The 24,828-nt window shown below is 37.0% G+C and carries 22 protein-coding genes; 8 read left to right on the forward strand and 14 right to left on the reverse strand.

The features are described from left to right. Positions 1–166 precede the first annotated feature (166 nt). The 6 genes from AMS59_RS03635 to AMS59_RS03660 all read right to left on the reverse strand — a co-directional run bounded on the left by AMS59_RS03635 (position 167) and on the right by AMS59_RS03660 (position 7,555). Positions 167–997: a MerR family transcriptional regulator gene (locus AMS59_RS03635; RefSeq protein WP_053482394.1), complete on the reverse strand. Its 831-nt coding sequence runs from the start codon at positions 995–997 to the stop codon at positions 167–169. A gap of 335 nt (positions 998–1,332) precedes the next feature. Then, positions 1,333–2,298: an agmatinase gene (gene speB, locus AMS59_RS03640; protein ID WP_053482395.1), complete on the reverse strand. Its 966-nt coding sequence runs from the start codon at positions 2,296–2,298 to the stop codon at positions 1,333–1,335. Between the two features lie 48 nt (positions 2,299–2,346). Beyond that, on the reverse strand, positions 2,347–3,537 hold the full coding sequence (locus AMS59_RS03645; protein WP_053482396.1) for an iron-containing alcohol dehydrogenase: 1,191 nt from the start codon (positions 3,535–3,537) through the stop codon (positions 2,347–2,349). A gap of 77 nt (positions 3,538–3,614) precedes the next feature. Beyond that, positions 3,615–5,087 (reverse strand): aldehyde dehydrogenase family protein, encoded by a 1,473-nt coding sequence (locus AMS59_RS03650; protein ID WP_053482397.1) that lies wholly within the window; start codon positions 5,085–5,087, stop codon positions 3,615–3,617. A 210-nt stretch (positions 5,088–5,297) separates the two neighbouring features. Further along, positions 5,298–6,671 carry an APC family permease gene (locus AMS59_RS03655; RefSeq protein ID WP_053482398.1) on the reverse strand — a complete coding sequence of 458 codons (1,374 nt, stop codon included), beginning with the start codon at positions 6,669–6,671 and terminating at the stop codon, positions 5,298–5,300. A gap of 395 nt (positions 6,672–7,066) precedes the next feature. Continuing rightward, positions 7,067–7,555: a metal-dependent hydrolase gene (locus AMS59_RS03660; protein ID WP_053482399.1), complete on the reverse strand. Its 489-nt coding sequence runs from the start codon at positions 7,553–7,555 to the stop codon at positions 7,067–7,069. A 207-nt stretch (positions 7,556–7,762) separates the two neighbouring features. Here AMS59_RS03660 and AMS59_RS03665 point away from each other — a divergent pair, with 207 nt between their 5' ends. Further along, positions 7,763–9,007 carry a ferric reductase-like transmembrane domain-containing protein gene (locus tag AMS59_RS03665; protein WP_053482400.1) on the forward strand — a complete coding sequence of 415 codons (1,245 nt, stop codon included), beginning with the start codon at positions 7,763–7,765 and terminating at the stop codon, positions 9,005–9,007. 212 nt (positions 9,008–9,219) lie between these two features. Beyond that, positions 9,220–9,846: a nitroreductase family protein gene (locus tag AMS59_RS03670; protein ID WP_053482401.1), complete on the forward strand. Its 627-nt coding sequence runs from the start codon at positions 9,220–9,222 to the stop codon at positions 9,844–9,846. Positions 9,847–10,550: 704 nt separating this feature from the next. On the opposite strand, the gene AMS59_RS03680 is transcribed toward AMS59_RS03670, so the two are convergent. The 6 genes from AMS59_RS03680 to AMS59_RS03705 all read right to left on the reverse strand — a co-directional run bounded on the left by AMS59_RS03680 (position 10,551) and on the right by AMS59_RS03705 (position 16,189). Beyond that, complete coding sequence (locus AMS59_RS03680) at positions 10,551–10,778, reverse strand: YdbC family protein (RefSeq protein ID WP_053482403.1); 228 nt, start codon at positions 10,776–10,778, stop codon at positions 10,551–10,553. Positions 10,779–10,925: 147 nt separating this feature from the next. Further along, positions 10,926–11,927, reverse strand: coding sequence for an HNH endonuclease signature motif containing protein (locus tag AMS59_RS03685; protein ID WP_053482404.1), 1,002 nt, complete (start codon positions 11,925–11,927; stop codon positions 10,926–10,928). A gap of 11 nt (positions 11,928–11,938) precedes the next feature. Then, entirely contained in the window at positions 11,939–12,262 is a 324-nt protein-coding gene (locus AMS59_RS03690) for a nucleoside triphosphate pyrophosphohydrolase (protein WP_053482405.1), read from the reverse strand. 440 nt (positions 12,263–12,702) lie between these two features. Continuing rightward, on the reverse strand, positions 12,703–14,184 hold the full coding sequence (locus AMS59_RS03695) for a sodium:solute symporter (RefSeq protein ID WP_053482406.1): 1,482 nt from the start codon (positions 14,182–14,184) through the stop codon (positions 12,703–12,705). Then, positions 14,184–14,381, reverse strand: coding sequence for a DUF3311 domain-containing protein (locus AMS59_RS03700; RefSeq protein WP_053482407.1), 198 nt, complete (start codon positions 14,379–14,381; stop codon positions 14,184–14,186). The genes AMS59_RS03695 and AMS59_RS03700 overlap by 1 nt, the downstream gene beginning before the upstream one ends. 191 nt (positions 14,382–14,572) lie before the next feature. After that, positions 14,573–16,189 (reverse strand): amidohydrolase, encoded by a 1,617-nt coding sequence (locus AMS59_RS03705; protein ID WP_053482408.1) that lies wholly within the window; start codon positions 16,187–16,189, stop codon positions 14,573–14,575. Between the two features lie 649 nt (positions 16,190–16,838). Between AMS59_RS03705 and AMS59_RS03710 the strand changes: the two genes are divergently transcribed. After that, positions 16,839–17,327 carry a hypothetical protein gene (locus AMS59_RS03710; RefSeq protein WP_053482409.1) on the forward strand — a complete coding sequence of 163 codons (489 nt, stop codon included), beginning with the start codon at positions 16,839–16,841 and terminating at the stop codon, positions 17,325–17,327. Positions 17,328–17,385: 58 nt separating this feature from the next. Here the strand turns inward: AMS59_RS03710 and AMS59_RS03715 are convergent, their stop codons facing one another. After that, positions 17,386–18,465, reverse strand: a complete 1,080-nt coding sequence (locus AMS59_RS03715) for a DUF1835 domain-containing protein (RefSeq protein ID WP_053482410.1) — start codon at positions 18,463–18,465, stop codon at positions 17,386–17,388. A 207-nt stretch (positions 18,466–18,672) separates the two neighbouring features. On the opposite strand from AMS59_RS03715, the gene AMS59_RS03720 reads away from it, so the two are divergent. Continuing rightward, complete coding sequence (locus AMS59_RS03720; protein ID WP_082337393.1) at positions 18,673–19,854, forward strand: alanine--glyoxylate aminotransferase family protein; 1,182 nt, start codon at positions 18,673–18,675, stop codon at positions 19,852–19,854. Between the two features lie 302 nt (positions 19,855–20,156). Here AMS59_RS03720 and AMS59_RS03725 read toward each other — a convergent pair whose 3' ends face one another. Beyond that, complete coding sequence (locus AMS59_RS03725; RefSeq protein WP_053482412.1) at positions 20,157–20,738, reverse strand: TetR/AcrR family transcriptional regulator; 582 nt, start codon at positions 20,736–20,738, stop codon at positions 20,157–20,159. A gap of 291 nt (positions 20,739–21,029) precedes the next feature. On the opposite strand from AMS59_RS03725, the gene AMS59_RS03730 reads away from it, so the two are divergent. The 4 genes from AMS59_RS03730 to AMS59_RS03745 all read left to right on the forward strand — a co-directional run bounded on the left by AMS59_RS03730 (position 21,030) and on the right by AMS59_RS03745 (position 24,697). Continuing rightward, positions 21,030–22,208 (forward strand): MFS transporter, encoded by a 1,179-nt coding sequence (locus AMS59_RS03730; protein WP_082337394.1) that lies wholly within the window; start codon positions 21,030–21,032, stop codon positions 22,206–22,208. A 22-nt stretch (positions 22,209–22,230) separates the two neighbouring features. After that, positions 22,231–23,304: an LLM class flavin-dependent oxidoreductase gene (locus AMS59_RS03735; protein WP_053482414.1), complete on the forward strand. Its 1,074-nt coding sequence runs from the start codon at positions 22,231–22,233 to the stop codon at positions 23,302–23,304. Between the two features lie 29 nt (positions 23,305–23,333). After that, positions 23,334–24,275: an alpha/beta hydrolase gene (locus AMS59_RS03740; RefSeq protein WP_053482415.1), complete on the forward strand. Its 942-nt coding sequence runs from the start codon at positions 23,334–23,336 to the stop codon at positions 24,273–24,275. A gap of 230 nt (positions 24,276–24,505) precedes the next feature. Then, the gene (locus tag AMS59_RS03745; protein WP_053482416.1) at positions 24,506–24,697 is read left to right on the forward strand and encodes a hypothetical protein; all 192 of its coding nucleotides are present in this window, start codon (positions 24,506–24,508) and stop codon (positions 24,695–24,697) included. Positions 24,698–24,828 lie beyond the last annotated feature (131 nt).

Genomic DNA, 24,828 nt, shown 5'->3' on the forward strand with positions numbered 1-24,828 from the left:
CCTTAACTTAAATGAACCACTTATCAAGTAGACAGTGACCATTATAAAATATTTAAACGGCTTGAGCCTGTATTTCAATAGGCTTAAGCCGTTTACTCTTTTTTTAATTTGTTCATTATTGCAAATCCAATTTATCAAGAAAATTTATACAAGAGTTTGTCATGGATCACAGTTTTCGGACAGGAACTTGGATTTCAAAGGTGATCTCATTCGGTTTATCGGTAATCGTAATATCAAGATGCATAATTTGCAATGCATCCCCAGTAATCTGATAGCTGTTTTTGTTAAGATAATGAAGTATTTTTCTTAAACTTTCTCTACGACTCGATAATAGTTCTCCATTGTAACGGATACACGCAAATAATCCTCCTGGAATCGTCAATTGATATGTATTTGGAATCTCTTCCTTATTTTTCGCCACAATAAAAATAGTGGAAGGTTCCTCAAAACGTCCCAATTTAAGATTCGTTTCTTCGATAATAATGCCAAGTCTGTTGGTAGCAAGAATCGGTGTCTTCTCCGTAAGCATATTCTCTAGATTCAAGACACCATAACAAAGTTCGAAGTTATTATTGATTTTCTCATGCAAGGTAAGTAATCGCCTACTTTTCATTTCACGGAATATGACTTTCTGAAGTTCACTTTCTCTTTCCACCTGTTCTAAATAGGCAATCTTTCCCCTGATGTTTTCTTCCATCTCATACAGTTCTTTTAGATTTGAAACAAGTTCTACGTGTTTGGTTTTCATAATATCTAACGATTTACTGAAATTGCGTTCATTAAGATATTCCTTGATCTCATCTGTAGTCATCCTAAGTTGCCTTAGTTCTTTAATAGTACCAAGAATTTCATACTGAAAAATGGAGTAGTATCGATATCCTGAATGAGGATCAATATATTGTGGCTTGAACAAGTCGATCCGGTCATAGTGGCGTAATGTCTCCGAAGTCAATCCTCGCAGCTTTGCCATTTCACCGATAGTCAGTTTTTCTTTCAATCAGCTTACCTCCTAAAAAATTTATAGACTGCTAAAATTTTTATAGTAGGAGTATAGAAAAACTTACCAAATTCAAAAAAATTTCAAGATTGATTAGTTTACCACACACTTAATAAACTTTATAAAATAGTGATACGTTACATCCTGAATTATTTTCTCGCTTACTTTAATTTCTCCAAAAATCAATTAACATACCTTTACAAGTTGATTGAATCTTCAGTTTGATCTTCAGCGAACTCCTAATTCAAACTATGCAGTCTTTTCTGACTATTTGTCAAGTGCAATTCTGACCGCTTTATTTCAGTTCAACAACTATCCTGTATGGTGTACTTTTTTTATGCTAAGCTTCTATTCTCTTTCTCTTTTAAGACATAGCTGAGCAAATCTAGCATGATGCGAGCCGCTACTTGCCCGGTCATACCGGTAGGATCATAGGGAGGCGCCACTTCGACTAAATCGAATCCAATCACTTCTCCCCTTTTTGCAATCCCTTCCAATAATTCGTTTACTTCATCGTACAAAAGGCCTCCTGGGGAAGGTGTACCCGTCCCAGGAGCGATTGATGGATCCAATCCATCGATATCAATTGTCACATAATATCTTTCTCCAGCTGGTATTTGTGCCAACACTTCTTCAATACCCATTTTTCTCATTTGGCGTGGAGATAGAATCACGCTACCGTAGTCTCTTGCAGCATCAACATCCTCTTTTTTACTACTGCTAATTCCACGAATACCTAATTGGAATATTTTCTGTACATGATCCAACTCCGATAAACGGCGGATGCAGTTCCCATGGCCATATCGCATTCCTGAGCGATGATCTGCCCAATCCAGATGGGCATCAATTTGAATGACATGAAATGGACCTAATTCTTTCAGTCCTTTTCCTACTGCAGCCGTGATAGAGTGGTCCCCTCCTAAAACTACTGGCATAGCTCCTTGCGAAACAATTTTACGGATCGCTTCTTCTGTATTTTCGTGACATTGCATGAGATCTCCATGTACCATATCGACATCGCCGCAATCTACTACTTTCCAATCTGGACCGAGATACATGATATCATTTTCAATGTCATAAGCACCTTCTAATCCGAAACTATATAGCGTCGAACCTTCCCTGATTCCTCGCGGTCCCATTCTTGCACCCGATTTCCATTGGGTACCCATATCATTCGGTACCCCTATGACCGCTACATCAGCATCTAGCTGGTCCAAATCTGTGCAAACCGGATATTTCCCAAACGTACATATCCCAGTAAATGGCAGATTCAAAAATTGTTTCTCATCGTAATTAACCATGATTATTCCCCCCGCTATCATTAACTCTCACGTCTGTAATCCTCCAGCTTATTCTGAAGCTATTGACATATGTTTTATTTCCATCTCATACGTTTTTTGGAACAATTTCAAGTAATCATCTTTCGATAATTTACGAGAATTTGTAATTGTACACAAATGATTAAATGCCCCTTCAGCAAGAAATTCAAAATCATCAGGGTTAACATTATCTAAATCACGGAATTGTGGAATGCCAATTTTACTTGCAAGTTCATGCAACAATACAACACCTTCTTGGGCAATTTCCTCCTGAGTCTTCCCTTCCGTGGTTGCTCCAAGTTTCAACGCAACTGTCGCATGTTTTTCCGGGTTGGACGGAATATTATATTCAAATACATGAGGTAGGAAGATGGAGTTTGCTACTCCATGTGGTGTGTCATACAGCCCTCCAAGCGGTTCTGCCATTGCATGCACCGCACCTAGATCAGCGTGCGTAAACGCCATACCTGCAATCAAGCTTCCTACAAGCATGTTTTGTCTTGCTTCTAAATTGTTACCGTCCTCTACAGCGAGTGGAAGATACTTAGCAATGATTTCAATCGCATAAAGACTGAGTGCATCAGAAATCGGTTCAGCAATATTGCTTGTATAAGCTTCGATTGCGTGCGTCAATGCATCCATTCCAGTAGCAGCGGTAATTGATTTAGGCAAAGACAGCGTCAATTCTGGGTCCACAATCGCCAATTTTGGCGCTAATTTTATATCAAGTATAGCTTCTTTCTGTTTAGTAATCGTATCTGTGATAACAGACCCTGTCGTCACCTCACTACCTGTACCCGAAGTAGTTGGGATACAAATAAGAGGTGTAATATCGCGCTCCAAAAGATTGAAACCATAGCGATCTTTAAGCTCCCCTTCATGCGTAAAAAGTACCCCGATCGCTTTCGCCGTATCCATTGAACTACCACCACCAAGACCTAACAACAAATCGATATTTTCATCTTTGAATTGTTCATAGGCTTTAACGCAATCCACGTCTTTCGGATTCGGTGTAATTTCATCATACACAAGAAAAGGAATTCCTTCCTGTTCCAATGAATCTGTTACCCTTTTTAAAATCCCCGTTTGTGCTAGCCCTTTATCAGTAATAATTAGCGCCTTTTTACCCCCTAGCTCTTTCGCTCTTTTCCCTACATTGTTTACTGTCCCGTTACCAAACTCAATAGAAGTCGGTAAGTTAAAATTAAAATCCCATAACATCAAACATTTCCCCTTTCAATTTTCAAATGACCTTCTATTAACAAACTTCTTTTAGGAGTTACCTTTGTCTTGTTCGTTTAACTTTCAAACCAATTAGTCGGACTGACTTCTAAATTGATATTTATTTGTTTCACTTCCGAAAATTCATCCAAACCGAAAGTGCCTAATCCACGACCGAGTCCGCTCTGCTTATACCCTCCCCATGGGGCTTCATTGTAAGCAAGATTGTATGCGTTAATGTAAGTAATACCTGCTCTAATTTTTTTAATAACCCGTAAAGCTTTAGCACCATCTTGAGAGAAAACCCCTGCTGCAAGACCGTATGGCGTATCATTTGCGAGCTTGATAGCTTCCTCTTCATCTTTGAACTTTTGGACAACTAGCACAGGGCCGAATATCTCCTCTTGGACAATTTTCATGTCAGGCGTTGTATCTACAAATATTGTCGGCTCTACAAAATAACCACGATCAAGCCCACCGCTTGTAATCCGTTTTCCGCCACAAACCAAATTCGCTCCTTCATCGATGCCGATTTGAATATAATTTAGCACTGTGTTCATATGATCTTCACCAACAAGAGCACCCATTTGAGTCTCAGGATCATCACCACGGCCGACACGTATTTTTTTCGCTTTACTAATCAGGCTTTCAACGAACTTGCCATGGATACTTTCTTCAAGGAGCAAGCGTGATCCTGAATTACATACTTGACCCGCGTTCATAAATATTCCAAAAAGCGCATAGTCAACGGCTGTTTCAAAATCCGCGTCAGCGAAGACGATATTCGGCGACTTACCGCCTAATTCGAGTGCAACTTTCTTAATATTTCCTGACGCTGCTTTCATGATTGATCTACCTACTGTTGTACTGCCAGTAAATGAAACCATATCGACTTTATCGCTTTCAGCCAATTCATTACCGACAGTCGAACCTCCTCCGGTTACCAAATTCGCAACGCCCGCTGGAATCCCTACTTCTTCAAGAATTTCGAAAAGCTTAATAGTAGTAATTGGTGTTAACTCTGATGGCTTGAACACAATCGTATTTCCCGCTGCAAGCGCAGGCGCAATTTTCCACGCTCCTGTCAATAATGGGAAATTCCAAGGAGCAATTAGACCACATACACCTACAGGTTCACGGACAATAAGCCCCTGTACCGGATCGGCAACGGTATACGTTTGGCCGTTTGGTTTCGTGATGAGGCCGCCATAATATCGGAAGCAACTCACAGCATCCCCAATATCGAACTCTGCTTCCCTAAGAGGCTTTCCTGTATTCAACATTTCAAGTGTACTTAGTTCAGATGCATTCTCCTCAAGTTTATCTGCAATTTTGAATAAATAGGATGCTCTTTCAGAAGCCGGTATGTCTGACCAAATACCTGCATCAAATGCATGACGTGCTGCATCAATGGCATCCCGCGTTTCTTCAACAGTTGCTCTCGATGCCTCAGCAATCACTTCGTTGTTTGCTGGGTTGATAATATTGCGTTTTTCCTCGTTCACAGAATCTGACCATTTACCATTAATAAACAATTTCAAGTTTAGCATTATACTAACCTCCAATTAATTAGCCATATTTTATTTACATGCACATTTAACCTCTCCTACAAAACAAGAGATTACAATAAGTGGTAGGAGTTTCATAACTTTGAATAAAGCTGTTTTCATTTTCGAAATTCAGCCTTTTCGTAATAACCTCACCCCTTTCAATTGCATATCCTATCTGCAAATAACACGAGAATCATTCCATGTAAGCCTTTACATTTTTATGTCTTCTATAAGAACATTTTCAGGAATAATCTCCTTATCGAAACTGAATTCAGGCAATCCCTGTCTGAAAAACTTCGTCATATAAATTAAATACCCCATGCCAATCGCCATCCAGATGCCTCCAAGAATCAATGCATCTAACTCTAAGTGAGACCATAACCAAAGCGTAAATCCTGCTCCAATTAAAGGCATGACCAGATAACGCATGTATTCGGTGAAAGAAGAGCGCTTACGGTTCCGAATAAAATAATGGGCGATAACAGACAAATTAACAGACGCGAAAGCAATAAGTGCTCCAAAGTTAATGAACTTAATGACTTGATCGAGTGTCAGTACGATACCGAGCAATGAAATGATGCCAATTACAATAATTCCAGTTGACGGTGTTTTAAAGCGGGAATGGATATGCCCAAATATTTTTTTCGGCAGTACAGAATCTCGCCCCATTGCATACAACACACGGGATGCACTTGTTGTCGAAGCAATACCGGAAGAGAAATTCCCTAAAATTACCGCGGTAACAAATAAGGATTTGAACAAATTCCCACCGACCAAATAGACAACTTCCATAGCTGCAGAATCTGTGTTTTCAAATGCAAAGCTCGGGTGAACCAATTGTGCCAAATAGGCTGATCCGATATAGAGGACACCAATTGTCAACAACATGATGATAATCGCTCTAGGAATTGTTTTTTCAGGATTGATTGTTTCTTCAGACAATGTAGTAAGAGAATCAAAGCCAAGAAAACTGAAACAAAGAATTGATGCTCCTGCCAAAATCACTGGCAATTTGATTTCTGCATTGAACAAAGGCTGAATGGAGAAAAGTGTACTTGCTCCTACACCCGCCAATAAACTTTTGATCGTCAAAATCCAGAAGATGAAAACAAATATGACTTGTGCAATAACAAAAATCTTACCAGTGGATGCGGTGAACTTAACACCTAAGATGCTAGGTATTACAATCGTTGCAGTTAATAGGATAATCCACAGTGCGTGAGGGACTCCAGGGAACATGGCATTTAAAAAAACCGTAGACATTAAACAAGTGACCATTGGTGTCAACATATAATCCAACATGATTGTCCAGCCGATAAGAAACCCAAGTTGTGGATTAATTGATTTTTGTGTGAATGTATAAGCCGATCCAGCGATTGGAAAGGCTTTTGCCATCTTTCCATAACTAAACGCAGTGAACAGGATTGCAAGAAAAGCGATAATATACGCCCCCATAATGACACCTTGGGAAGTGACAGTTGCGATTCCGTATGTATTGAAGAATACCATCGGGTTATTCCATGCAATCCCTAAAAATACAACTTGAGACAAAGTCAGTGTTCGCATTAATGTTTGTCGTTTCATAATAGCTCCCCCATCCACCTTTGTAATTTTAATCTTCTGAATATTCTTATTTCTACTGATATTGACTATAAAGGTTTGTGTTACACAAAGGTCAACAACCAAATTATATTTTTCAGTAATGAAAAAACTCTCCTTAGAAAGACAGCAAAATGCAGTAGTAAGTAGGACTCTAACGAGGTAAAGCTACATATCTTACGAAGGTTATTTTTTTATGATATTACTTTCGATGGGAAAATCTTTTCAAAAAATCCTTTCATGATGAATAGCTACTATTTTTATAGAAATTGATAAATGCTTCACTTTTGAAAGAAGAAAAAATACTCCCCCTTAGCAAACAGATCTTTTATCTGTCTAACTAAGAAGGAGCATCTCACTCTAATATTGGGTTCCTTTAGTTATACGGTATCAAGAAGCTTCACAATCATTTCATAGCTAAAAAAGACTGAAAGCATTGTTAACAACATAAACACTACCTTTTCAGCTTTACTACCCGTTTTTGTAGTAAGAGGTAGACGCACTGAAATAGTTATTGGGAAAAACAGTTTAACACCTTTCTTTGTCGCCATATCAAGGAAAATATGACTTGCCATTCCTAATAAAATACCTAGCGAAATGGATTCGTAAGGTATAAATGTATGTAGGAGCATCCCAACCAAAAATAAAAAAAGCAAACTATGTGTAAAGGAACGATGTCCAAACAGCGAATTCACAGTTTTTGATATGATGGGAAACTTCCTCCCGATTTTACTACCACCATGACAAATATCCGGAAGTAATGCGCCAATAACGCCTGCTCCTACTAAAACAAGCGGATTATCATTAGATATTTGTGCAAAAGCAAGGCTAGCCGTGATGCCTCCAACAATATGTGTATTCCCTTGCATTTATTCGCTCCTTATGTCTCTATATTTTCACCCTTCTTAATTTAACACACCCAAGCGCAAAAGGGAACATATATTCCGAACACACAATCCCTTTTTTATACCTACTCAAAAGATCTCTCATATAAAATTAAAAATATCAGAAACATTTCAGGTTCTCATTGTATATGTAAGATGATTAGAGATAAAGATGAATATTGGAGGTTATTTATGAAATCTATCAAAGGAATTTTGTTTATCATACTAATAATGAGCAGTAGTGCTTTACTGTGGTATTTTGCTACACCTATAGAGCCTATCCAGGCAGTTAACAGGCTCAGTCACATCATTGGAGGCATGGCCATTACAGGCTTCTTTCTTGTCTTTTTGTTAGCAACAAGAATGAAAATTTTTGAGCGTTGGTTCCATGGTCTAGAAAATGTTTATTTTTATCATAAATATTTAGCAATACTTTCACTAGTATTAGTGGTTATTCATGGGCAATTACAAGATCTGGTCCCCCACTGGGATAAAGTACAAAAAACTTCACTCAGCGAATTTGCGAAAGAACTAGGATCACTTGGCCAATATGGTTTCATAGCACTAATTTTGATTGCGCTTTTGGCTAAATTTCTAAAATATGAGCACTGGCGGATCTTTCATCGGTTATTGCTTATCCCTTATGCATTTGGAATTTATCATGCCTATTTTTCTAGCAGATACGATTTATTGCAGCCTACACCTTTAGGAATTTTTACCGCAATAACTGCGACTATTGGATTTATGTCAGCATTATATATGTTGACGATGTATCAAGATATGTTCTTTAAATATAAAGGCAATATTACAGGGATCAAAAAATTGGGCTCCAATGTTATTGAACTGGAGTTAACACTTGATAAAAAAATACCATATCGTCATGGACAATTTATTTTTATCAAGATTTTGCAAGATGGCATAGAAAAGGCGCCTCATCCTTTTTCTATTTCAGGTGGCGACGGAAAAAAAGTATTTGTCTCTATTAAGGCTCTTGGTGATTTCACAAAAAAAGTATATGATTCAGTTCAACTGAATACACCCGTCGCTCTGGATGGTCCTTATGGTCATTTAAACTTTGAAAATGGCACACAACAACAAGTTTGGATAGCCGGTGGTATTGGCATTACTCCTTTTTTATCTTATTTGCAATCACAGCCCATCAATCGTGATATTGAATTATTTTACACTTATCAAGGTCAAGAAAATGCTATTTACAAAGAATTTTTACAAGAATATGCAAAAGCTAATCAACAGTTCAGAGTGAATTTTATTGATACTACTCAAATGGACAGGCTTTCATTAGAAAATTTTTCAGTGCCACCGCAAACAAGTATTTTTATGTGCGGCCCTGAAAAAATGTTAAAACATTTTGCTAAGCAATTGAAATCCCACAATAAAGATTTAAGCGTTGACTTCGAAGCATTTAAATTTAAGTAACAATTATGCCTCTGCATAATTGCGTCCGGAATCGGCTTTGTACTTAGGCCAGTAGATGTTTTTTGCGCGAAAGCGTAGTGGCAGCGGTGGATGTTTGGACACCCGCTGAAAAAAGATTTATCAAAACTCTCTAATTCGAGCAATTTACTTGGAATTTCAAAAAGTATAACGTATAGTAAAATATCATAAATATAAAGGAGATTTTTTTAACCATGACTACAACTAAAAGTTATATAAATAAAGTAATGCACGATCGTAAATCTGTTCGTAAGTATGAGGCAAATTTTAAAATTCCTCAAGCTGAATTAGAGCAATTACTTGTTGAGGCAACAACCGCTCCATCATCAAGCAATTTACAACCTTGGCGCTTTTTAGTGATCCAAGATGAAGCAGTAAAAAAAGATCTACGTTTAATTGCTAACAACCAGGAGCAAGTAGAAACTGCGTCTGCTATCATCGCGGTATTAGGCGATACTGAAATGTACAATCATGTAGAGGAAGTTTATACAAAAAACTTCGAGCTTGGCTATATGGATGAAGCAACAAAAAATATGATGATTGAAAATTCATTAAAGATTTATTCAAACCTTCCTAAAGAAGTACTTAAAAATATAGCTACATTTGATGCGGGCTTAATTTCTATGCAAATCATGCTTTTAGCAAAGGATATGGGCTATGATACGGTTACAATGGGTGGCTTCAATAAAGAGGCTTTTGCGCAGCGCTTTGAATTAACAGATAATCTAGTACCGATCGTCCTAATCGCCATCGGAAAAGCAGCATCACCAGCTTACGGCTCTTCTCGTTTAGCGCTAAATGACATTGCAAAATTCATTTAATCGAAAGATAAAGACTGTATCAATTACGCTTTAGCATCAAACGCCTACTGAATGTAGATAAAATGTTCTTTTTAGAATAAATACGATACACTAAATATAGAATAAAAAAGACTGGATGCGTCAACATCCAGTCAAAGTAACAATCATGCCGCACCATAGCGGCTGACCAAGTTAAAGTTGTAGAAACAGTCACCTTACTTAGCCGGCAGGGTGGCTATTTCTTTTTATTTTGAGAGACAATAATGCTAAGCATCAGTGTCAGTACTGCAATTAGCAAAAGACTACATTGTACTGATCAATTATGCCTCGGCATAATTGCGTCCGGAATCGGCTTTGTGCTCGCACAAAGAACTCCTTTCCGATTTTGTGACATCGCCGGAGGCTTTAACTTCTTTCAGCGAGTGTATGGACACCCGCTGAAAGAAGTTAAACTGAATGCTTCAAATACTGTCAACCGCCTCACCCCCTTTCAAAAGGGAGTTCAGCCGCCACCTGCTTTATGAATTATTGCTATTGTTAGTCTAACAATTTTACGAAATATATTTTACGGAAAATCCTCACAAGATAAAAAATTGCTACTTATGTTTTTACTACTTATATCGTCGGTCAGATGAAAAGCTATACTCTACATCTATTGCTTCAATGAGCATGAATCCCGACTTACGTAATTAGTCTAAAACAAATCTAGAGAGTAGCTCGGTACATTAACCTAAGTCTGACAATTTAGCTAATGACTCTTTCAAAAGCTGTAATTCAGACAGTGACAACGTAACACCCTTCCCCATCTTTGTATGATCCTCCGACCAATCTCTTATATCGTATTTCGGTTCACGACCATTCCAGCTAATTAAATTCAATTCTTTTTTCCAGCCTTTATTGCCTTCCGATAATACCGCAATTGTTTCAACAATTTCGTATTTAATTTCTGCCATATTCATTCCTCCTTATTTTATCTGTAATTAGAACTATATCTTGAAATAATAGGATTATCAAACGTGACAGCATTTGAAATAATTACACTTCCTAAGAAACGTTAAATCCGTCAGCGTTATTCTATGTTCTTCCGTAATAAAATCAAATTAATTTTTTAACTTGTATACCTTCCTTGGCTCCCATAACGTCGTATATCCGTTCATTATTGAGTAATCATATAAATCCACAAGTTTATTATTTTCATATGTATAAAAATAAGTTGGTTCTCTAACAATTGACACTAAATTATGGTTTCTTTCGAGCATGGACTCTAAATAAAATCTAGTTGTGATTTTGTCACTTTTTTGCAAGTTACAATCATTACACGCCAACACTAAATTCCATAAATTATCATTTTGAACAAAGCTCCACGGAATGAAGTGATCCACATGTGTTTTTCGGCGATTAGTTGATAAATCACAATTACAATAGAAGCATCGATTTTGTTCAAATTGTGTAAGCACTTTGTAAAATGTCTCTAAAGAACTGCGCTTTGAAATCACTTCTACTTTTGAAAGCAAAGCCATTGTACTTGTGGCTTCATTCACTTTTTCGAGATATTTGCCCAAATGATAATTTGTTAGATTTGTTAAAACCCGCTGGTATTTTTTCATGAATTGAAAGACAGGATTGTTGAAACGAAAATGTGCATGTTTGATGTCAAATTCATAGAACACCCCTGCTGTATCTCCGTAAAATGCGCCGATTACGTTCTGCTTACAATCTCGCTTCACCTCATTGACGATTTTTAATTGCAACGAATCTAAAACCTGATCGAATTGCCATTCTGAAGGGATAGCATTGTCATTAGCATATTTCTGTAAGATGGTTTGGGCACGAGCGGGTTTATTTTTATTCGGAGATTGCGCTAACTTGTGATGGATTACTAGATTCCAATATATATTTGTGAAAGAATAAAATATTTGATCATAACTAAGTACTAGCTTCTCGTCTACATTGTATAAATTTTCAAGCAATGCTTTAAAAAACACATATTTATAAGAAGTTGCGACTGATGAACGATAGTAAAAATTGTTCAGATGTTGCCAAATCTGATCCTCAGTTACATATTGTTCACGTATTTCACCAACCTTTAAATCATGCGACATACTGCCTCCCCCTACTCCTTCACCTCAATTAAATATATACCTTTCGAAAATCCTCCGCGTTGGCTCTTCTTCTGAGTGCGTATTTGTTCTAATTGTTCGTAAGACACGTCGTACATTTGTATTGCTGTATGTATTAATTCTAAAATATCTGCAAGTTCCTCAATGGCCGCTTTTGGAGAGGCTGCCTCTAGAAATTCTATAGCTTCTTCTTGCATTTTTACTTTTATTTCCTCTAAGTGTTCTCCTTGATCTAATACTCTTATACTACATGTTTTACCCTCTTCTTCAATTACTTGAGGAATTAAATCACGTACTAATTTATTATATACTGGCATGTTATCGTCCCCTTTATTGAAATTAACCGCAAAGAAATTCGTTTTTGTCAGTTTATAATAGACCCTTTACTGATAATTTTTCCATGAGGTAAAAGCTTATCACTATCAATATAAAAAAGATAATTAGCAACACTAAATTATTATACCAAGCTGTCTTGTTCAAACACTCATTTTTTATGAAATCTTCAACGGCTTAATGAAAATGAATAAACCTTTCGTTGCATAATACAAATGCAAGTACAAAAACCTCTTTACACCTTTTAAAGGTTAAAGAGGTTTTCTAGTTATTCATATAATTTTACACTATAGTGTCTCATGGACTTAGGAAAAAATCTTACTTTAAACCCCGAGTTAATGCATCGATACCAATATTTTTTCACTCTACAAAAATCACAATCACTAACACTAAAAAGAAGGTAGCATAAGCATTTCAAGCATTTTTATGCTACAAGTGTATCAATATCATCCTTCTCTCCCGCAACTAAATGATGGGTTGCAAGGCTTACTACAATAGCTACTGCAAAGTTAATAATTACAGCAATCATTCCTGTGCTGATGTCATTAATTACGTGTGGAATGTTCGGGAAAAAGTCAATTAGTTTATGTGATGTTATGGCACCATAAAATACAATTCCTACACCGGTTAAAATTCCTGCCATTGCACCGATTTTGTTAAGAATGCGATTTTTATAAAAACTAAATAGGAGTGCTGGCACAAGTTGTGTTATTAAGCTGTATGACATAATGTTTAAGATTGCTAGTGCATCCCCTCCAGTAATCGTGAAGATAAATGCAACTAATATTATTGCAAACACAAACATTTTTGAAGCAAATAACTGTTGGCGATCTGTTGCCTTTGGTTTCACAAGCTTGTAAAATCCAGTCATTAATCCAATTGAAGCAGACATTAACATAACAGATGCAGGTACTAAAGCAGTTAATAACCCAGCAGCACCGACAACGCCTACTATCCAAGGATCAAATGTTTGAATCGTTAATCGGAGTAATGATAAATCTCCTTCGGCCCCTTGTAATCCTGGAATCTCTACAATGGCTGCAAAACCAATGAAAAATGCGAATAAGAGTAATAGAGTATATAAAGGTAAGGTAATGGCATTTTTCTTCAATGCTTTTGCACTCTTAGATGATAATAATACTGAAAAGGAGTTTGGTAATAAATAGAATCCGAACGCATTTAATATAATGGTGGAGACAAACCAAGAAATACTTAATCCAGAACTAGCGAGAGTTAAGCTTTCCGGTTTTATTTTTTCTACAGCTTCAAATAGAGGTTGTATGCCTCCAAAATAATGGTATGGAATATAAATTCCTAAAAAAACAATGACTCCTAATATCATGATATCCTTTAATACAGCTGTCCAAGCAGAGCCATGGATACCTGAAATGGTAACATAAATTGTAATAATTATAGCACCAATAGTACTTGCCATAATTGGACTAATCCCTCCATAGGAAGCCTCCGAAACAATAATACCTAACCCTTTTAATTGTATAACTATATATGGAATCAATGCGATAGCACCCAAAAATGATACAACTAATCCTAATATCGGACTTTTATAGCGCGAAGCAAAATATTCTGGTTGAGAAATAATATGATGATCTTTAGCATAGTTCCAAATCTTTGGTGCAATCCAATAAGATAAAACATATGCTAAACAAATATATGCAGGTACGTAAAAAGCAGCTGCTCCATTCGAATAAGCCCAACCACTACCACCAAGGAATGTAAAAGTAGTATAAACTTCTCCTGCAATTAGTAGGAAAATGAATAATGTACCAAAACCTTTATTACCAACAGCAAATTCATCGACATTCATTTTTTTACCATGTGTTGCTCGGATACCAAGGAAAAGAGCAATCAATGCAAATGCAAAGATAATCAGTAAAGCTATATTCATTATTCATCGCCTCCTTGGTTTTCAGGATCCAATTTATACACAATCGCTAACACTAATGACGATAAAATCATCCATAAGATAATCCAGAACAGGAGAAAAGGTAAACCAACAATATAAGGCTCTATTTTATTCGCAAAGCGCAAACATAAGCACATTCCAATAAACGGTATCACCAATAACAGTTTAATGTTTTTCATATAAGCCTCCTTTGAATTTCTTTTTTATCGTACAAAAGAGTAGTGAAACCCTCAGTTTAACGAGAATAAGCGTGGAAATTTGACGTTCAAAACACGGACTCATAATGTATAAATGTCTTTTCTACGGATACGAGCAATTCAAATGGACAGCTTGAAATTTTTATTGTCATAAGAGCCCCCCAGCCTCATTACTATATTTTCGTTTTAGAGCGTTCGAAAAGAATATCGCCATCTAGTATTGTTAATTCGACTTGAATATCTTTTATTTCTTGTGGAAGGGCTTTCAAAATACTTCGATCAAGTACAATCATATCTGCTAATTTACCGGGTTCTAAACTCCCCTTTATATCCTCATCAAAACTTGCATATGCACCGTTATAGGTATATAGACGAATAGCTTCAAGAACATCTATTTTTTGTTTTTCACCAAATGAAGTTCCATTGGCAGTGAGTCGATTGACCGCGTCATGAATGCCCATAAACGGATTGTAAGTTGTAACTGGTGAGTCTGACCCAGCAGCAGCAATAATTCCTTGATCAATAAAGTCTCGTGCAGGGTACATAAAGTCCGTACGTTCACCGTAATTCGTTAAATAACTTTCACCAAACTCATACGGAAATGGTGGATTAGGTATTGGAATCACCTTTAACTCTTTCATGCGTTGCTGTAAATCGGGGCTTGAAATTCCAGCGTGTTCAATGCGATGTCGATGATTTTCACGAGGATTTTCTTTTAAAGCTCGTTCTACAACATTCAAATACTTTTCAATTGCTTGATCACCCTGTGCATGTACAGTAATTTGATAGCCTAATTCATGTGCTTTACCAAGTACTTCATAAATTTCATCCTCAGTGTAATATAAGATTCCATGATCGTCGGGATTACTTGTATAACCTTCACGGGTAGCAATAGTCGGGCCAGTACTACTACCATCTGTAAACAATTTAGCAGGACCCACTTTAAAGAATTCATTTCCAGTTCCAGTTAATACCCCAGATTCCATCATATTTAATGTGAACTGCTTACAGTCACTTATACTAGCAATCATCGCATAGACACGAATTTTCAAGTCTCCTTTTTGGGAGGCTAATTGTAACATTCGGTAATTTTCTTTTGTAAACGTTCCAGCTTCATGAACGCTTGTAATGCCAACTTTTAAGAAATGTTGCTGCGCGATTTGAATGGCTTGATAAACTTCTTCATTTGAATAAGTTGCTAACTCATTAAACTGCATATAAGCATTTTCAATCAATCGTCCAGTTAGTTGACCTTTAGCATTTCTTTCAATTAAACCCCCTTGAGGATCAGGTGTTGTTTCGTCAATATTTGATAGACGTAAAGCAAATGAATTTACAATTCCGATGTGACCGCAAGTACGAGTAATGACAATCGGGTTGTCTATCGTAATGTTGTCCAATTCTTCAAGAGTAGGATATCGCTTTTCCTTAACAGTTCGTTCATTGAAACCCCAAGCACGAATCCACTGACCCTTTGGTGTAGTAGCAGCTTTGTCTTTTAAAGCAGTCAAAATTGCATCTATAGAGTCCAACCCAGGCTCTTTACAGCTAATACTGAGTTGAAAAGTACCATACATAACCAGATGTAAGTGAGCATCAATAATTCCAGGTAGAATTGACTTTCCTTCCAAGTCAATTACTTGTGTAGAATCACCAATAAAATCTTTAATCTCCTCATTTGAACCAACTGCTACTATTTTGTTATCAGAAATCGCTAGAGCCTCTCGGATAGAATCTTGTCCATCTACAGTAATTACTTCACCATTAAAAAAAACAATGTTCGCTTGCATCTAAATCCTCCTTATAATATAAATTGAATATTCAGAAAAATAAGATTGTGTTAGTCTATTCATTTATTTTACTAAAAATAGATTGTCTTATATTTTTACAAAAGGTAATTAATTTTACTTTTTTTAGACAAAAGGTTAAAAGAGTTATTATTAAGTAACTATAAAATGCCTATTTGAAAAAAAGATTAATCAAAATAGGCTATATTATGTGCATGCTAATATTACTTCTAGATTGAAAAACACATTTATGCTGTTCCTTATAAAACGTCCCAGTCAGATTTAGCAAAATAAAGATCAAATAAAACCATCGCACACGTATTTCGTAATGTCAGATATCATAGGATGTACAAAATAAAATGCTTCAAATAATTTAAAGCTAATTCATCACTCCCGTACAGTATTAGTAAAATCTAGAATAGAAAAATTTTTATAAAATGATTCTTCACCACTAGACTCCTAATAATTCCAAATTCATTTTTTACAATTCAATCAATCTTTTATCAAAAATTCATCACTGAAGTAAGATGTATCTTTCTCAAAAATAGTATATATGTATGATTATCGCCAAATACCTAATATTTACCAGTATAGATTTAACACCTTAGTATTGTTATTATTATGAAGTATTTTTTTGAAAGGAGGTTTTCCAATGTACAATTCTTATAATTCTAATGATTTTGATGAATTTTTTGGTAGTTTGTTTATCATCCTTTTTTTACTTGTTCTTGTGATGGGTATTGCAGGCTATATTATTAGTTCACTTATTTATTATCAGGCATCTAAAACAAATGGCTTTGATGATCTTGCCTATGTTGCTTGGATTCCTATTATTAACGTTTATAGCCTTTTCTTATTAACAGCAAAGGGTAATGATGACGCAACCGTTCGTGCCGAAGCGTTAAAGAATGTTTTAATTTATGGTGGATTATTACTTGTTTCATTCATCATTCCATTTATAGGTATATTCGCTTCCTTTGGTATTTGGATTTATGTTATGTATTTCACATATCGCCTATTTTATCGTTGGTCTGGTGAGCCTGGGAGAGCTGTACTTTATATTATTTTATCGCTCATTACATTCGGACTATTCTATTTTATCTACGGCTTAATGAAAATGAATAAACCTTTCGTTGCATAATTACATATGCGAAATAGAAAACCTCTTGACCCTTAAAAAGGATTAAGAGGTTTTCAACTTATTCACGTAACTTTACACTATAATGTCTCATGGACTTAGGAATACCTTTTAATGCAAGCATCCCACTATAGACTAAAAATCTTATTCTACATTCTAAAAAGAAGACACTAGGAAGCTCTTCTATTAAAGGTAAGAGTTCCGCAATCACTGTTCCCGTCTTTATAAAATCTTTTGTTGATTGTTCATTATGTAGCCTTTCTATCGTCTCTATAATAAGTGGATCAAAATAATTTTCTGGAACCCCTTGTATTTCATTATTAATCCATAAGCGCAGAACATCGTTAGTTTGTGATAATGTTTCCCATTCATTGTGGAAAATAAGACGAGCCTGGGTAGTTAACGGCTTATTTTCTGCTATGTTCATAAAAAGCTGGGCCAATTGCTGTGAACTAAGATGACTTGTCGGACAATGAGTCTTATTATGTTCTGTTGTATTAATAAGAAAAATCTCATTTGATTTATCTCGCAATAAATAGAGGAAAAAACGGAGCCCACATTGTTCATCGGCATTATTACCATACCAAATATAGATAGGAACATGATTTGAAATATCTTCTATTTCACGCAATGTATTTGTAAACTTATTTTGATAAACATCTTCCTGTCCATCGTTAATATTTTCAAATAACCAATCATTTCGAAACGCTTGACCCCTTTTCTCCTCTAGCTTCCACAATGGTCCAATTGAGAAGCAATCAGGGAATCCAATCACATGTTTAGGTGGTGCAAGGACTACTCTCACTGAACCAGCAGCAGATTCAGAGCTCACAATATGAAATGCCTGCGTTGTTAAACGTTGGTCTACAGAACGATGTTGTTGAATACAGTCATTGATGATTTCTACTATGTCGCTTAATTTATCTTGCTCAAGCCAGAACCCCCACCCCTCAATTGCTTCACTTTCTTCATGGTTGAATGTTTCAAATTGAGCATGATGCTGTAATTCAAATGCCTTCCATTCACTATAATCCATCAAATCCGATGCGTTCAGATAATTATGTGTTTTAATTCGAAAGACAAAAACCGTATTTAATTCCATTAAAAAATAAATAAATGGATAATTTACTTTCGATTCCATAACTCAGCACCCCCTTAAATGAAAATCTTACCATATTAAAAAATTGATTGAGAACTATTCGTTGTATTTTCTACTCTTTTACGACATTTTACTTATTAAATACCTTCTTCTTATCGAAAAAGAAGTTAGATAACAGAAAAAATATGCTATATTATAGTTAGAAAATTTAGAATTTCTAATTTTTAATTACAAAGGGGTTTGATGATTGTGTATGAAAATATTTTAAGACATCCAGGACCTACGCCTATTCCGAAAAAGGTTCAGCTTGCGATGAATCGCGATATTATTAGTCATCGCAGCAATGAATTTGTGGAGCTTTACCGTGAGACCATTGAATTAGTAAAACCTGTTTTCGGGACAAAGCAGGATATTTTACTCCTTCCATCAGGTGGTACGGCCGCTTTAGAGGCTGCAGCGGTTAACACTGTTTCTGCTGGCGAAAATGTTGTTGTAATTACTGTTGGAGCATTCGGAGACTATTTTGTTTCGATTTGTGAGAAATACGGCTTTCATGTACATAAGCTTGAAAAAGAATGGGGACAAGCATGCACAGCTAATGAGTTACGAGAATTCTTGCAGCCGTTAAAAGATATTAAAGCTGTTTTTGTCACATATAATGAAACTTCGACGGGTATCTTAAACCCAATTGCTGAATTAGCACAAGTTGTTCGTGAGGAAACGGATGCATTATGTATTGTCGATGGTGTAAGTTGCTTAGGTGGAGCTCCTGCTGAAATGGATACTTGGGGAATCGATATTCTTGTTACTGGATCTCAAAAAGCGATGATGTTACCTCCAGGACTTTCTCTTGTCAGCGTTAGTGATAGAGCTTGGAAAGTTATTGAAGATAATAAAGCACCATCCTATTATTTAAATTTATTAAGCTATCGTAGCTGGGCAGAAAAAGGGATGACTCCAAACACACCTACTGTCACACTAATATATGCACTCCACGAAGTTTGTAAACTTATAGAAGAAGAAGGCGGCTTCGCAAAGACAATTGCCCGCCATGAGCTAATGAAAAACATGGTTCGTCATGCCATGAATGCCCTTAATATTGACCTTCTCACTTCTGACGAACATGCTTCGCCGACCATTACTGCGATTATGGCACCAAAAGGGATTTCACTCGGTGACTTCTTGTCTCATTTAAAACAGCAATATCATTTAGATTTCGCTGGAGGACTCGGTCATTTGCAAGGTAAAATTTTTAGATTCGGTCATATGGGCTATTGCTTCCCGAGTGATATTTTACAGGCCGTTTCTTTAATGGAAGCAGCACTTCAAGACTTTGAATATGACTTTGAACCAGGTGCAGGTGTACGAGCAGCACAGGAAGTATTTTTAACAGCTCAGCGAAAACAATGCCGCGATAAAGTGAGACTTTAATCAGAGATTTCCACCGATGATTTGTCTTAACTAATCGGGATAATATGGGTAGTTATTCTCCATTTTACTGCTTGCTAATGTGGGAAAAAGCTTTAAACCTCCAAATCTATGTATGGATTTGGAGGTTTGTTTATTTATTTGAGTTAATTTCATAAATTTAATCCCTATAGTTTCAATGGGTCCGAAACAAACTTTTCGTTAGGGCCTTTTTTATTGAGGCTTGGACATAAATATTCTCGAGAAAAAGTGAAATCGCGGCGTCGATTTCACTTTTTTTGAAAGATATTAATAATTTACAAAATTTATTTAAGTAATGTGAGAGTTGTTGCGATTGCATTGTCAATAAATGATTTTTGTGGTTGAGATTTCATCATGACCGTTAATCCAATTAACGCCACAATTAGAGCCTGTGCTAAAGACTTTGCATCCGTTTCTTCCTCTAACTCACCCGATTGAATTCCTCGTTCAATTGTCTCCTGAAAAATGACGGCTAAATAAAGTTGATGTTCTCTCGTTAAAATTTCAAATCTCTCATCATGAGGAGCTAGTTCAACCATTGTATTGATGCAAAAACAGCCTTTACTAAGATCTTTCGTATATTCAGCAGCAATCACTTCTTCAAAAAAAATAGCAAATGCCTGTTTTACAGAGGTATGACTTTGAAGTCTAGCTCGTATATCAGTTGCACGAGATGTCGTATATCTACGAAGTGCTGCTTCGAATAGTTCCTTTTTATCACCAAAGGTTGAATAAATACTCGGACGTTGAATCCCCATTCTAGAAGTGAGATCACTTAAAGAAGTAGCTTCATAGCCCTTCTCCCAAAATAACTGCATGGCAGCCTCTAAAACTTTTTCCTCATCAAATTCACGGGTTCTTGCCATATAAAATACACCTCCATTGTTTAAGAGTTAGTGAGTTTATCACTATAAAAATTTAAATACCAAACAGTATGTAAACATTGTATAATCAGCTGCTTTTATTGTCAATTTTCGTTGTATTAGGTAAATGGAGATTAAAATAATTTCAATCAAACCCTTGACATTATAAATAACCCTAAGATATATTTACCAATAATTATATTATACCGATCGGTATGTTATAATTAAAAACCAATAACGAAAGGAGGATACGGTGTGGACAATGATCCGAAGCAAGAAACTGGTGCATCTGTGATGAATCTACAGCCTTCTATGTCTAGAGCTGTAACTTTATTATTCGCAACAGCCTGTGGAATGTCTGTCGCCAATATTTATTTCGCGCAGCCGTTGCTTGATCAATTGTCTAATGAATTTAATATTGATCACTCAACAATAGGTGTTGTAATTACCATCACGCAGATCTTTTATGGGTTGGGCTTATTACTTCTAGTGCCTCTTGGAGATTTACTAAACCAACGACGCTTGATTATCGGACAGATGCTACTATCTACAACGGCTTTGGTTATAGTTAGTACTGCTTCTTTTAGCGTGGTGCTTTTTACAGGCATGGCCTTAGTAGGTCTACTTGCTGTTGTGACGCAGACACTTGTGGCATTTGCAGCAACTATGGCTTCCCCTACAGAACGTGGACGTGTCGTTGGCATTGTCACAAGCGGGATTGTCATTGGCATTCTGCTCGCTCGAACCTTCGCTGGTCTATTAACAGACCTTACAGGATGGCGTTCCGTCTATCTAGTTTCTGCCACCCTTATGCTTGTAATGGTTTGTATATTTCTGAAGGTGTTACCAAAGGTGGAGCGTGAAGTAAAATCACTCCCCTATCATCAGCTAATTAAATCTGTGTTCACTCTGTTTATGCAAGAAAGAACATTACGCATCCGCTCAGTTCTAGCCATGCTAATTTTTGCTGATTTCAGTATTTTGTGGACCCCACTTGTTCTGCCACTTAGTGCACCACCATTAGCTCTTTCACATAGTGTAATTGGCGCATTTGGTCTCGTTGGAGTGGCTGGTGCACTAGCTGCAGCACAGGCCGGGAAACTGGCCGATCGAGGTTACGGACAAAGAACGACAGGTATTGCTTTAGTTCTATTACTCATTTCATGGTTGTTTATCAACTATCTAGAACAGTCTTTATTGGCATTAATTGTAGGTATTGTGTTGCTTGATTTGGCTGTACAGGCAGTACATGTCACTAATCAGACGATGATTCTTCCATTACGTACAGAGGCACGGAGCCGACTTACCGCTGGATATATGATGTTTTATTCCATCGGCGGTGCTGGCGGCTCAATTGCTTCTACACAGATGTATGCACACTTTGGTTGGGAAGGGGTTTGTTTCCTCGGATCTTTAATCAGTGCAATTGCCCTTATTTTTTGGGTTACAACTAAATCGTTTACAAAATATTAAATTTGACTAGGAGAGATAACAAATGGAAATAGGAATTACCTCTTTTGTAGAAACAAAACCAGATGTTCATAGTGGTGAAGTGATTAGTCATGCACAACGTTTGCGTGAAGTGGTTGAAGAAATCATCCTTGCAGATCAAGTCGGGCTGGATGTGTTTGGTGTTGGCGAGCACCATCGAGAAGATTATGCTGCATCCTCTCCAGCAATGGTGCTATCTGCTGCAGCTCCACAAACAAAAAAGATTCGGCTTACAAGTGCGGTAACAGTTCTATCTTCAGCTGATCCTGTACGTGTCTTTCAGGATTTTTCCACATTAGACGGACTATCAAATGGGCGTGCTGAGATTATGGCAGGTCGTGGTTCCTTTATCGAATCCTTCCCCTTGTTTGGCTACAATTTAAATGATTATGATGAACTATTTGAGGAACATTTGGACTTACTCCTCAAAATCCAAGAGTCAGAAAAAGTAGTATGGGAAGGTAGATATCGACCAGCAATCAATAATTTAGGTGTGTATCCAAGACCTGTTCAAAACTCCTTACCAATATGGGTTGGTAGTGGAGGAAATCAACAATCTGCCATCCGTGCCGGACTTTTAGGATTACCACTTATGCTAGCAATCATTGGTGGCAGTCCAATGCAGTTTGCACCTATCGTACAGCTCTATAAAAAGGCAGCTGCTCAAGCAGGGCATGATTTATCAAAACTTCAGGTGGGATCTCATTCAATAGGTTTTGTTGGCCCGAATACTGAATGGGCAGCGGATACGTTTTTCCCATCAACAAAGGCGGGCATGAATAAATTGGGCAAAGAACGGGGTTGGCGATATTATGATCGCTCTAGCTATGATGCTGCACGAAGTTTTGAAGGGGCGTTATATGTAGGTGATCCAGATACAGTTGCTGAAAAAATCATCCACCTTCGTAAACATGTAGGGATTACACGTTTTATGCTGTACGTACCATTAAGCACAATGCCACATGATCAAGTTATGCAAGCTATAGAATTGCTCGGAACAAAAGTTGCTCCTCGTGTACGTGAGGAAGTTGCCAAATGGGAAGCGGGAATGGCACTAGAAGGACATCCATTTCTTTAAGATATCATTATTTAACAGGAGGAATTTATATGCCGATCAGTAACCGGGTCTTTCCAGAATTAAGACAGGCTTACTCCCAATTTCCGGGATTTCGGTTGGAGAAAGATTTAGAGTGGAGCCGAAGTCTCTTGTCCAACCCACCTTCAGAGAAGTCAGAACTTGTCCACACATCAAATCGTATGATTCTCAGAGGTGATGGCGACGAGATGTTGGTTAAAATTTATGAACCTGTTGAACGAAATATTAATCAACTTCCAGCGATGCTTTGGATTCATGGGGGTGGTTTCGTTATGGGACACCCTGATATGGGTGATATTTTATGTGAACGCTTTGTTCGGACTGCTAATTGCGTTGTCGTTTCGGTTGATTATCGACTTGCTCCTGAGTATCCCTACCCGGCGGCTATAGAAGATTGTTATGCAGGATTAGTATGGATGACAACCGAGGCAACATCCCTTGGCATCGATGTTAAACGGGTGGCGATTGCAGGCGCAAGTGGTGGCGGAGGGCTAACAGCAGCTCTAGCTTTAATGGCCCGCGATAAAGGAGGACCCTCAATTATTTTCCAGATGCAACTGTATCCAATGCTTGATAACCGAAATGAAACACCTTCCAGCTACGAGATAACCGAGGATCATGCAATATGGAGTAGAACTAATAATTTGACCGCTTGGGGTATGTACTTAGATGAGGAAAAGGACACCCATGAGCTATCTCCGTATGCGGTCCCTTCAAGAGCAGATAACTTAGCAGGATTACCTCCAACTTATACATGTATAGGTCAACTCGATTTATTCCGAGATGAAACCATTGATTACGTGACACGTCTTGCCCAAGCAGGAGTAGATGTTGAATTCCAACTCTACCCTGGTAGCTGCCATTGCTTTGAAGTCTTTGTGCCAGATGCGGAAGTAAGTCAACGAGCTAGTCAGAATTATTTAGATGCTATGACACGCGCTCTTTATTCTTAATATCGAAAAACCCTAAACTTCAAATGAAGTCCTCTCCCTACCGGCTGATTTGAAAAAGTCAGACTGCGTAAGAGAACTATACACCTAATTAAAATTGCAATTTATGCCAATACTTCACGGTATGATCGACTGAATGATCTTTTACAGCCAGAATTATGAATATGAGTGCATTTTCAAAAGCTAAAAGTGTTATAGTAATAAGCACGTTATAAATTGAGAAGTTAAACGGTATGAAATATTTTAAACCACAAATGCAACAACTTATGAAAGAAAACCGTGAATTACATGATCGCCTAAAAGAGTTAATGTCCGAAATGGATTTGCAAAAAAATTATGCTTTAAAAGCTCTATATCATGCTGAAGTAGCGGACGGTGGACGCTATCAGCATGATTATCAAGCGTTAGACTATTTATATAAATAACTCTAAATGAGCAAAAAAACTTCCAATAATTCCCTTTAAACAAAATAAAAAGACAGAATCCACTCTTTGGTTAAAATGAAAGTTCTCACACAACCATCCACCAAAGGAGCGTATCTGTCTGATGATAGATG

It is taken from the genome of Lysinibacillus sp. FJAT-14745, from assembly GCF_001275675.1.
Taxonomy (GTDB): domain Bacteria; phylum Bacillota; class Bacilli; order Bacillales_A; family Planococcaceae; genus Lysinibacillus.

What these genes read in the sequence shown, in the direction of transcription:
- speB (WP_053482395.1), bottom strand. Translation starts at nt 2,298, where the DNA reads ATGGTTAATTACGATGAGAAACAATTTTTGAATCTGCCATTTACTGGG.
- AMS59_RS03645 (WP_053482396.1), bottom strand. Translation starts at nt 3,537, where the DNA reads ATGTTATGGGATTTTAATTTTAACTTACCGACTTCTATTGAGTTTGGT.
- AMS59_RS03650 (WP_053482397.1), bottom strand. Translation starts at nt 5,087, where the DNA reads ATGCTAAACTTGAAATTGTTTATTAATGGTAAATGGTCAGATTCTGTG.
- AMS59_RS03655 (WP_053482398.1), bottom strand. Translation starts at nt 6,671, where the DNA reads ATGAAACGACAAACATTAATGCGAACACTGACTTTGTCTCAAGTTGTA.
- AMS59_RS03660 (WP_053482399.1), bottom strand. Translation starts at nt 7,555, where the DNA reads ATGCAAGGGAATACACATATTGTTGGAGGCATCACGGCTAGCCTTGCT.
- AMS59_RS03665 (WP_053482400.1), top strand. Translation starts at nt 7,763, where the DNA reads ATGAAATCTATCAAAGGAATTTTGTTTATCATACTAATAATGAGCAGT.
- AMS59_RS03670 (WP_053482401.1), top strand. Translation starts at nt 9,220, where the DNA reads ATGACTACAACTAAAAGTTATATAAATAAAGTAATGCACGATCGTAAA.
- AMS59_RS03680 (WP_053482403.1), bottom strand. Translation starts at nt 10,778, where the DNA reads ATGGCAGAAATTAAATACGAAATTGTTGAAACAATTGCGGTATTATCG.
- AMS59_RS03685 (WP_053482404.1), bottom strand. Translation starts at nt 11,927, where the DNA reads ATGTCGCATGATTTAAAGGTTGGTGAAATACGTGAACAATATGTAACT.
- AMS59_RS03690 (WP_053482405.1), bottom strand. Translation starts at nt 12,262, where the DNA reads ATGCCAGTATATAATAAATTAGTACGTGATTTAATTCCTCAAGTAATT.
- AMS59_RS03695 (WP_053482406.1), bottom strand. Translation starts at nt 14,184, where the DNA reads ATGAATATAGCTTTACTGATTATCTTTGCATTTGCATTGATTGCTCTT.
- AMS59_RS03700 (WP_053482407.1), bottom strand. Translation starts at nt 14,381, where the DNA reads ATGAAAAACATTAAACTGTTATTGGTGATACCGTTTATTGGAATGTGC.
- AMS59_RS03705 (WP_053482408.1), bottom strand. Translation starts at nt 16,189, where the DNA reads ATGCAAGCGAACATTGTTTTTTTTAATGGTGAAGTAATTACTGTAGAT.
- AMS59_RS03710 (WP_053482409.1), top strand. Translation starts at nt 16,839, where the DNA reads ATGTACAATTCTTATAATTCTAATGATTTTGATGAATTTTTTGGTAGT.
- AMS59_RS03715 (WP_053482410.1), bottom strand. Translation starts at nt 18,465, where the DNA reads ATGGAATCGAAAGTAAATTATCCATTTATTTATTTTTTAATGGAATTA.
- AMS59_RS03725 (WP_053482412.1), bottom strand. Translation starts at nt 20,738, where the DNA reads ATGGCAAGAACCCGTGAATTTGATGAGGAAAAAGTTTTAGAGGCTGCC.
- AMS59_RS03730 (WP_082337394.1), top strand. Translation starts at nt 21,030, where the DNA reads ATGAATCTACAGCCTTCTATGTCTAGAGCTGTAACTTTATTATTCGCA.
- AMS59_RS03735 (WP_053482414.1), top strand. Translation starts at nt 22,231, where the DNA reads ATGGAAATAGGAATTACCTCTTTTGTAGAAACAAAACCAGATGTTCAT.
- AMS59_RS03740 (WP_053482415.1), top strand. Translation starts at nt 23,334, where the DNA reads ATGCCGATCAGTAACCGGGTCTTTCCAGAATTAAGACAGGCTTACTCC.
- AMS59_RS03745 (WP_053482416.1), top strand. Translation starts at nt 24,506, where the DNA reads ATGAAATATTTTAAACCACAAATGCAACAACTTATGAAAGAAAACCGT.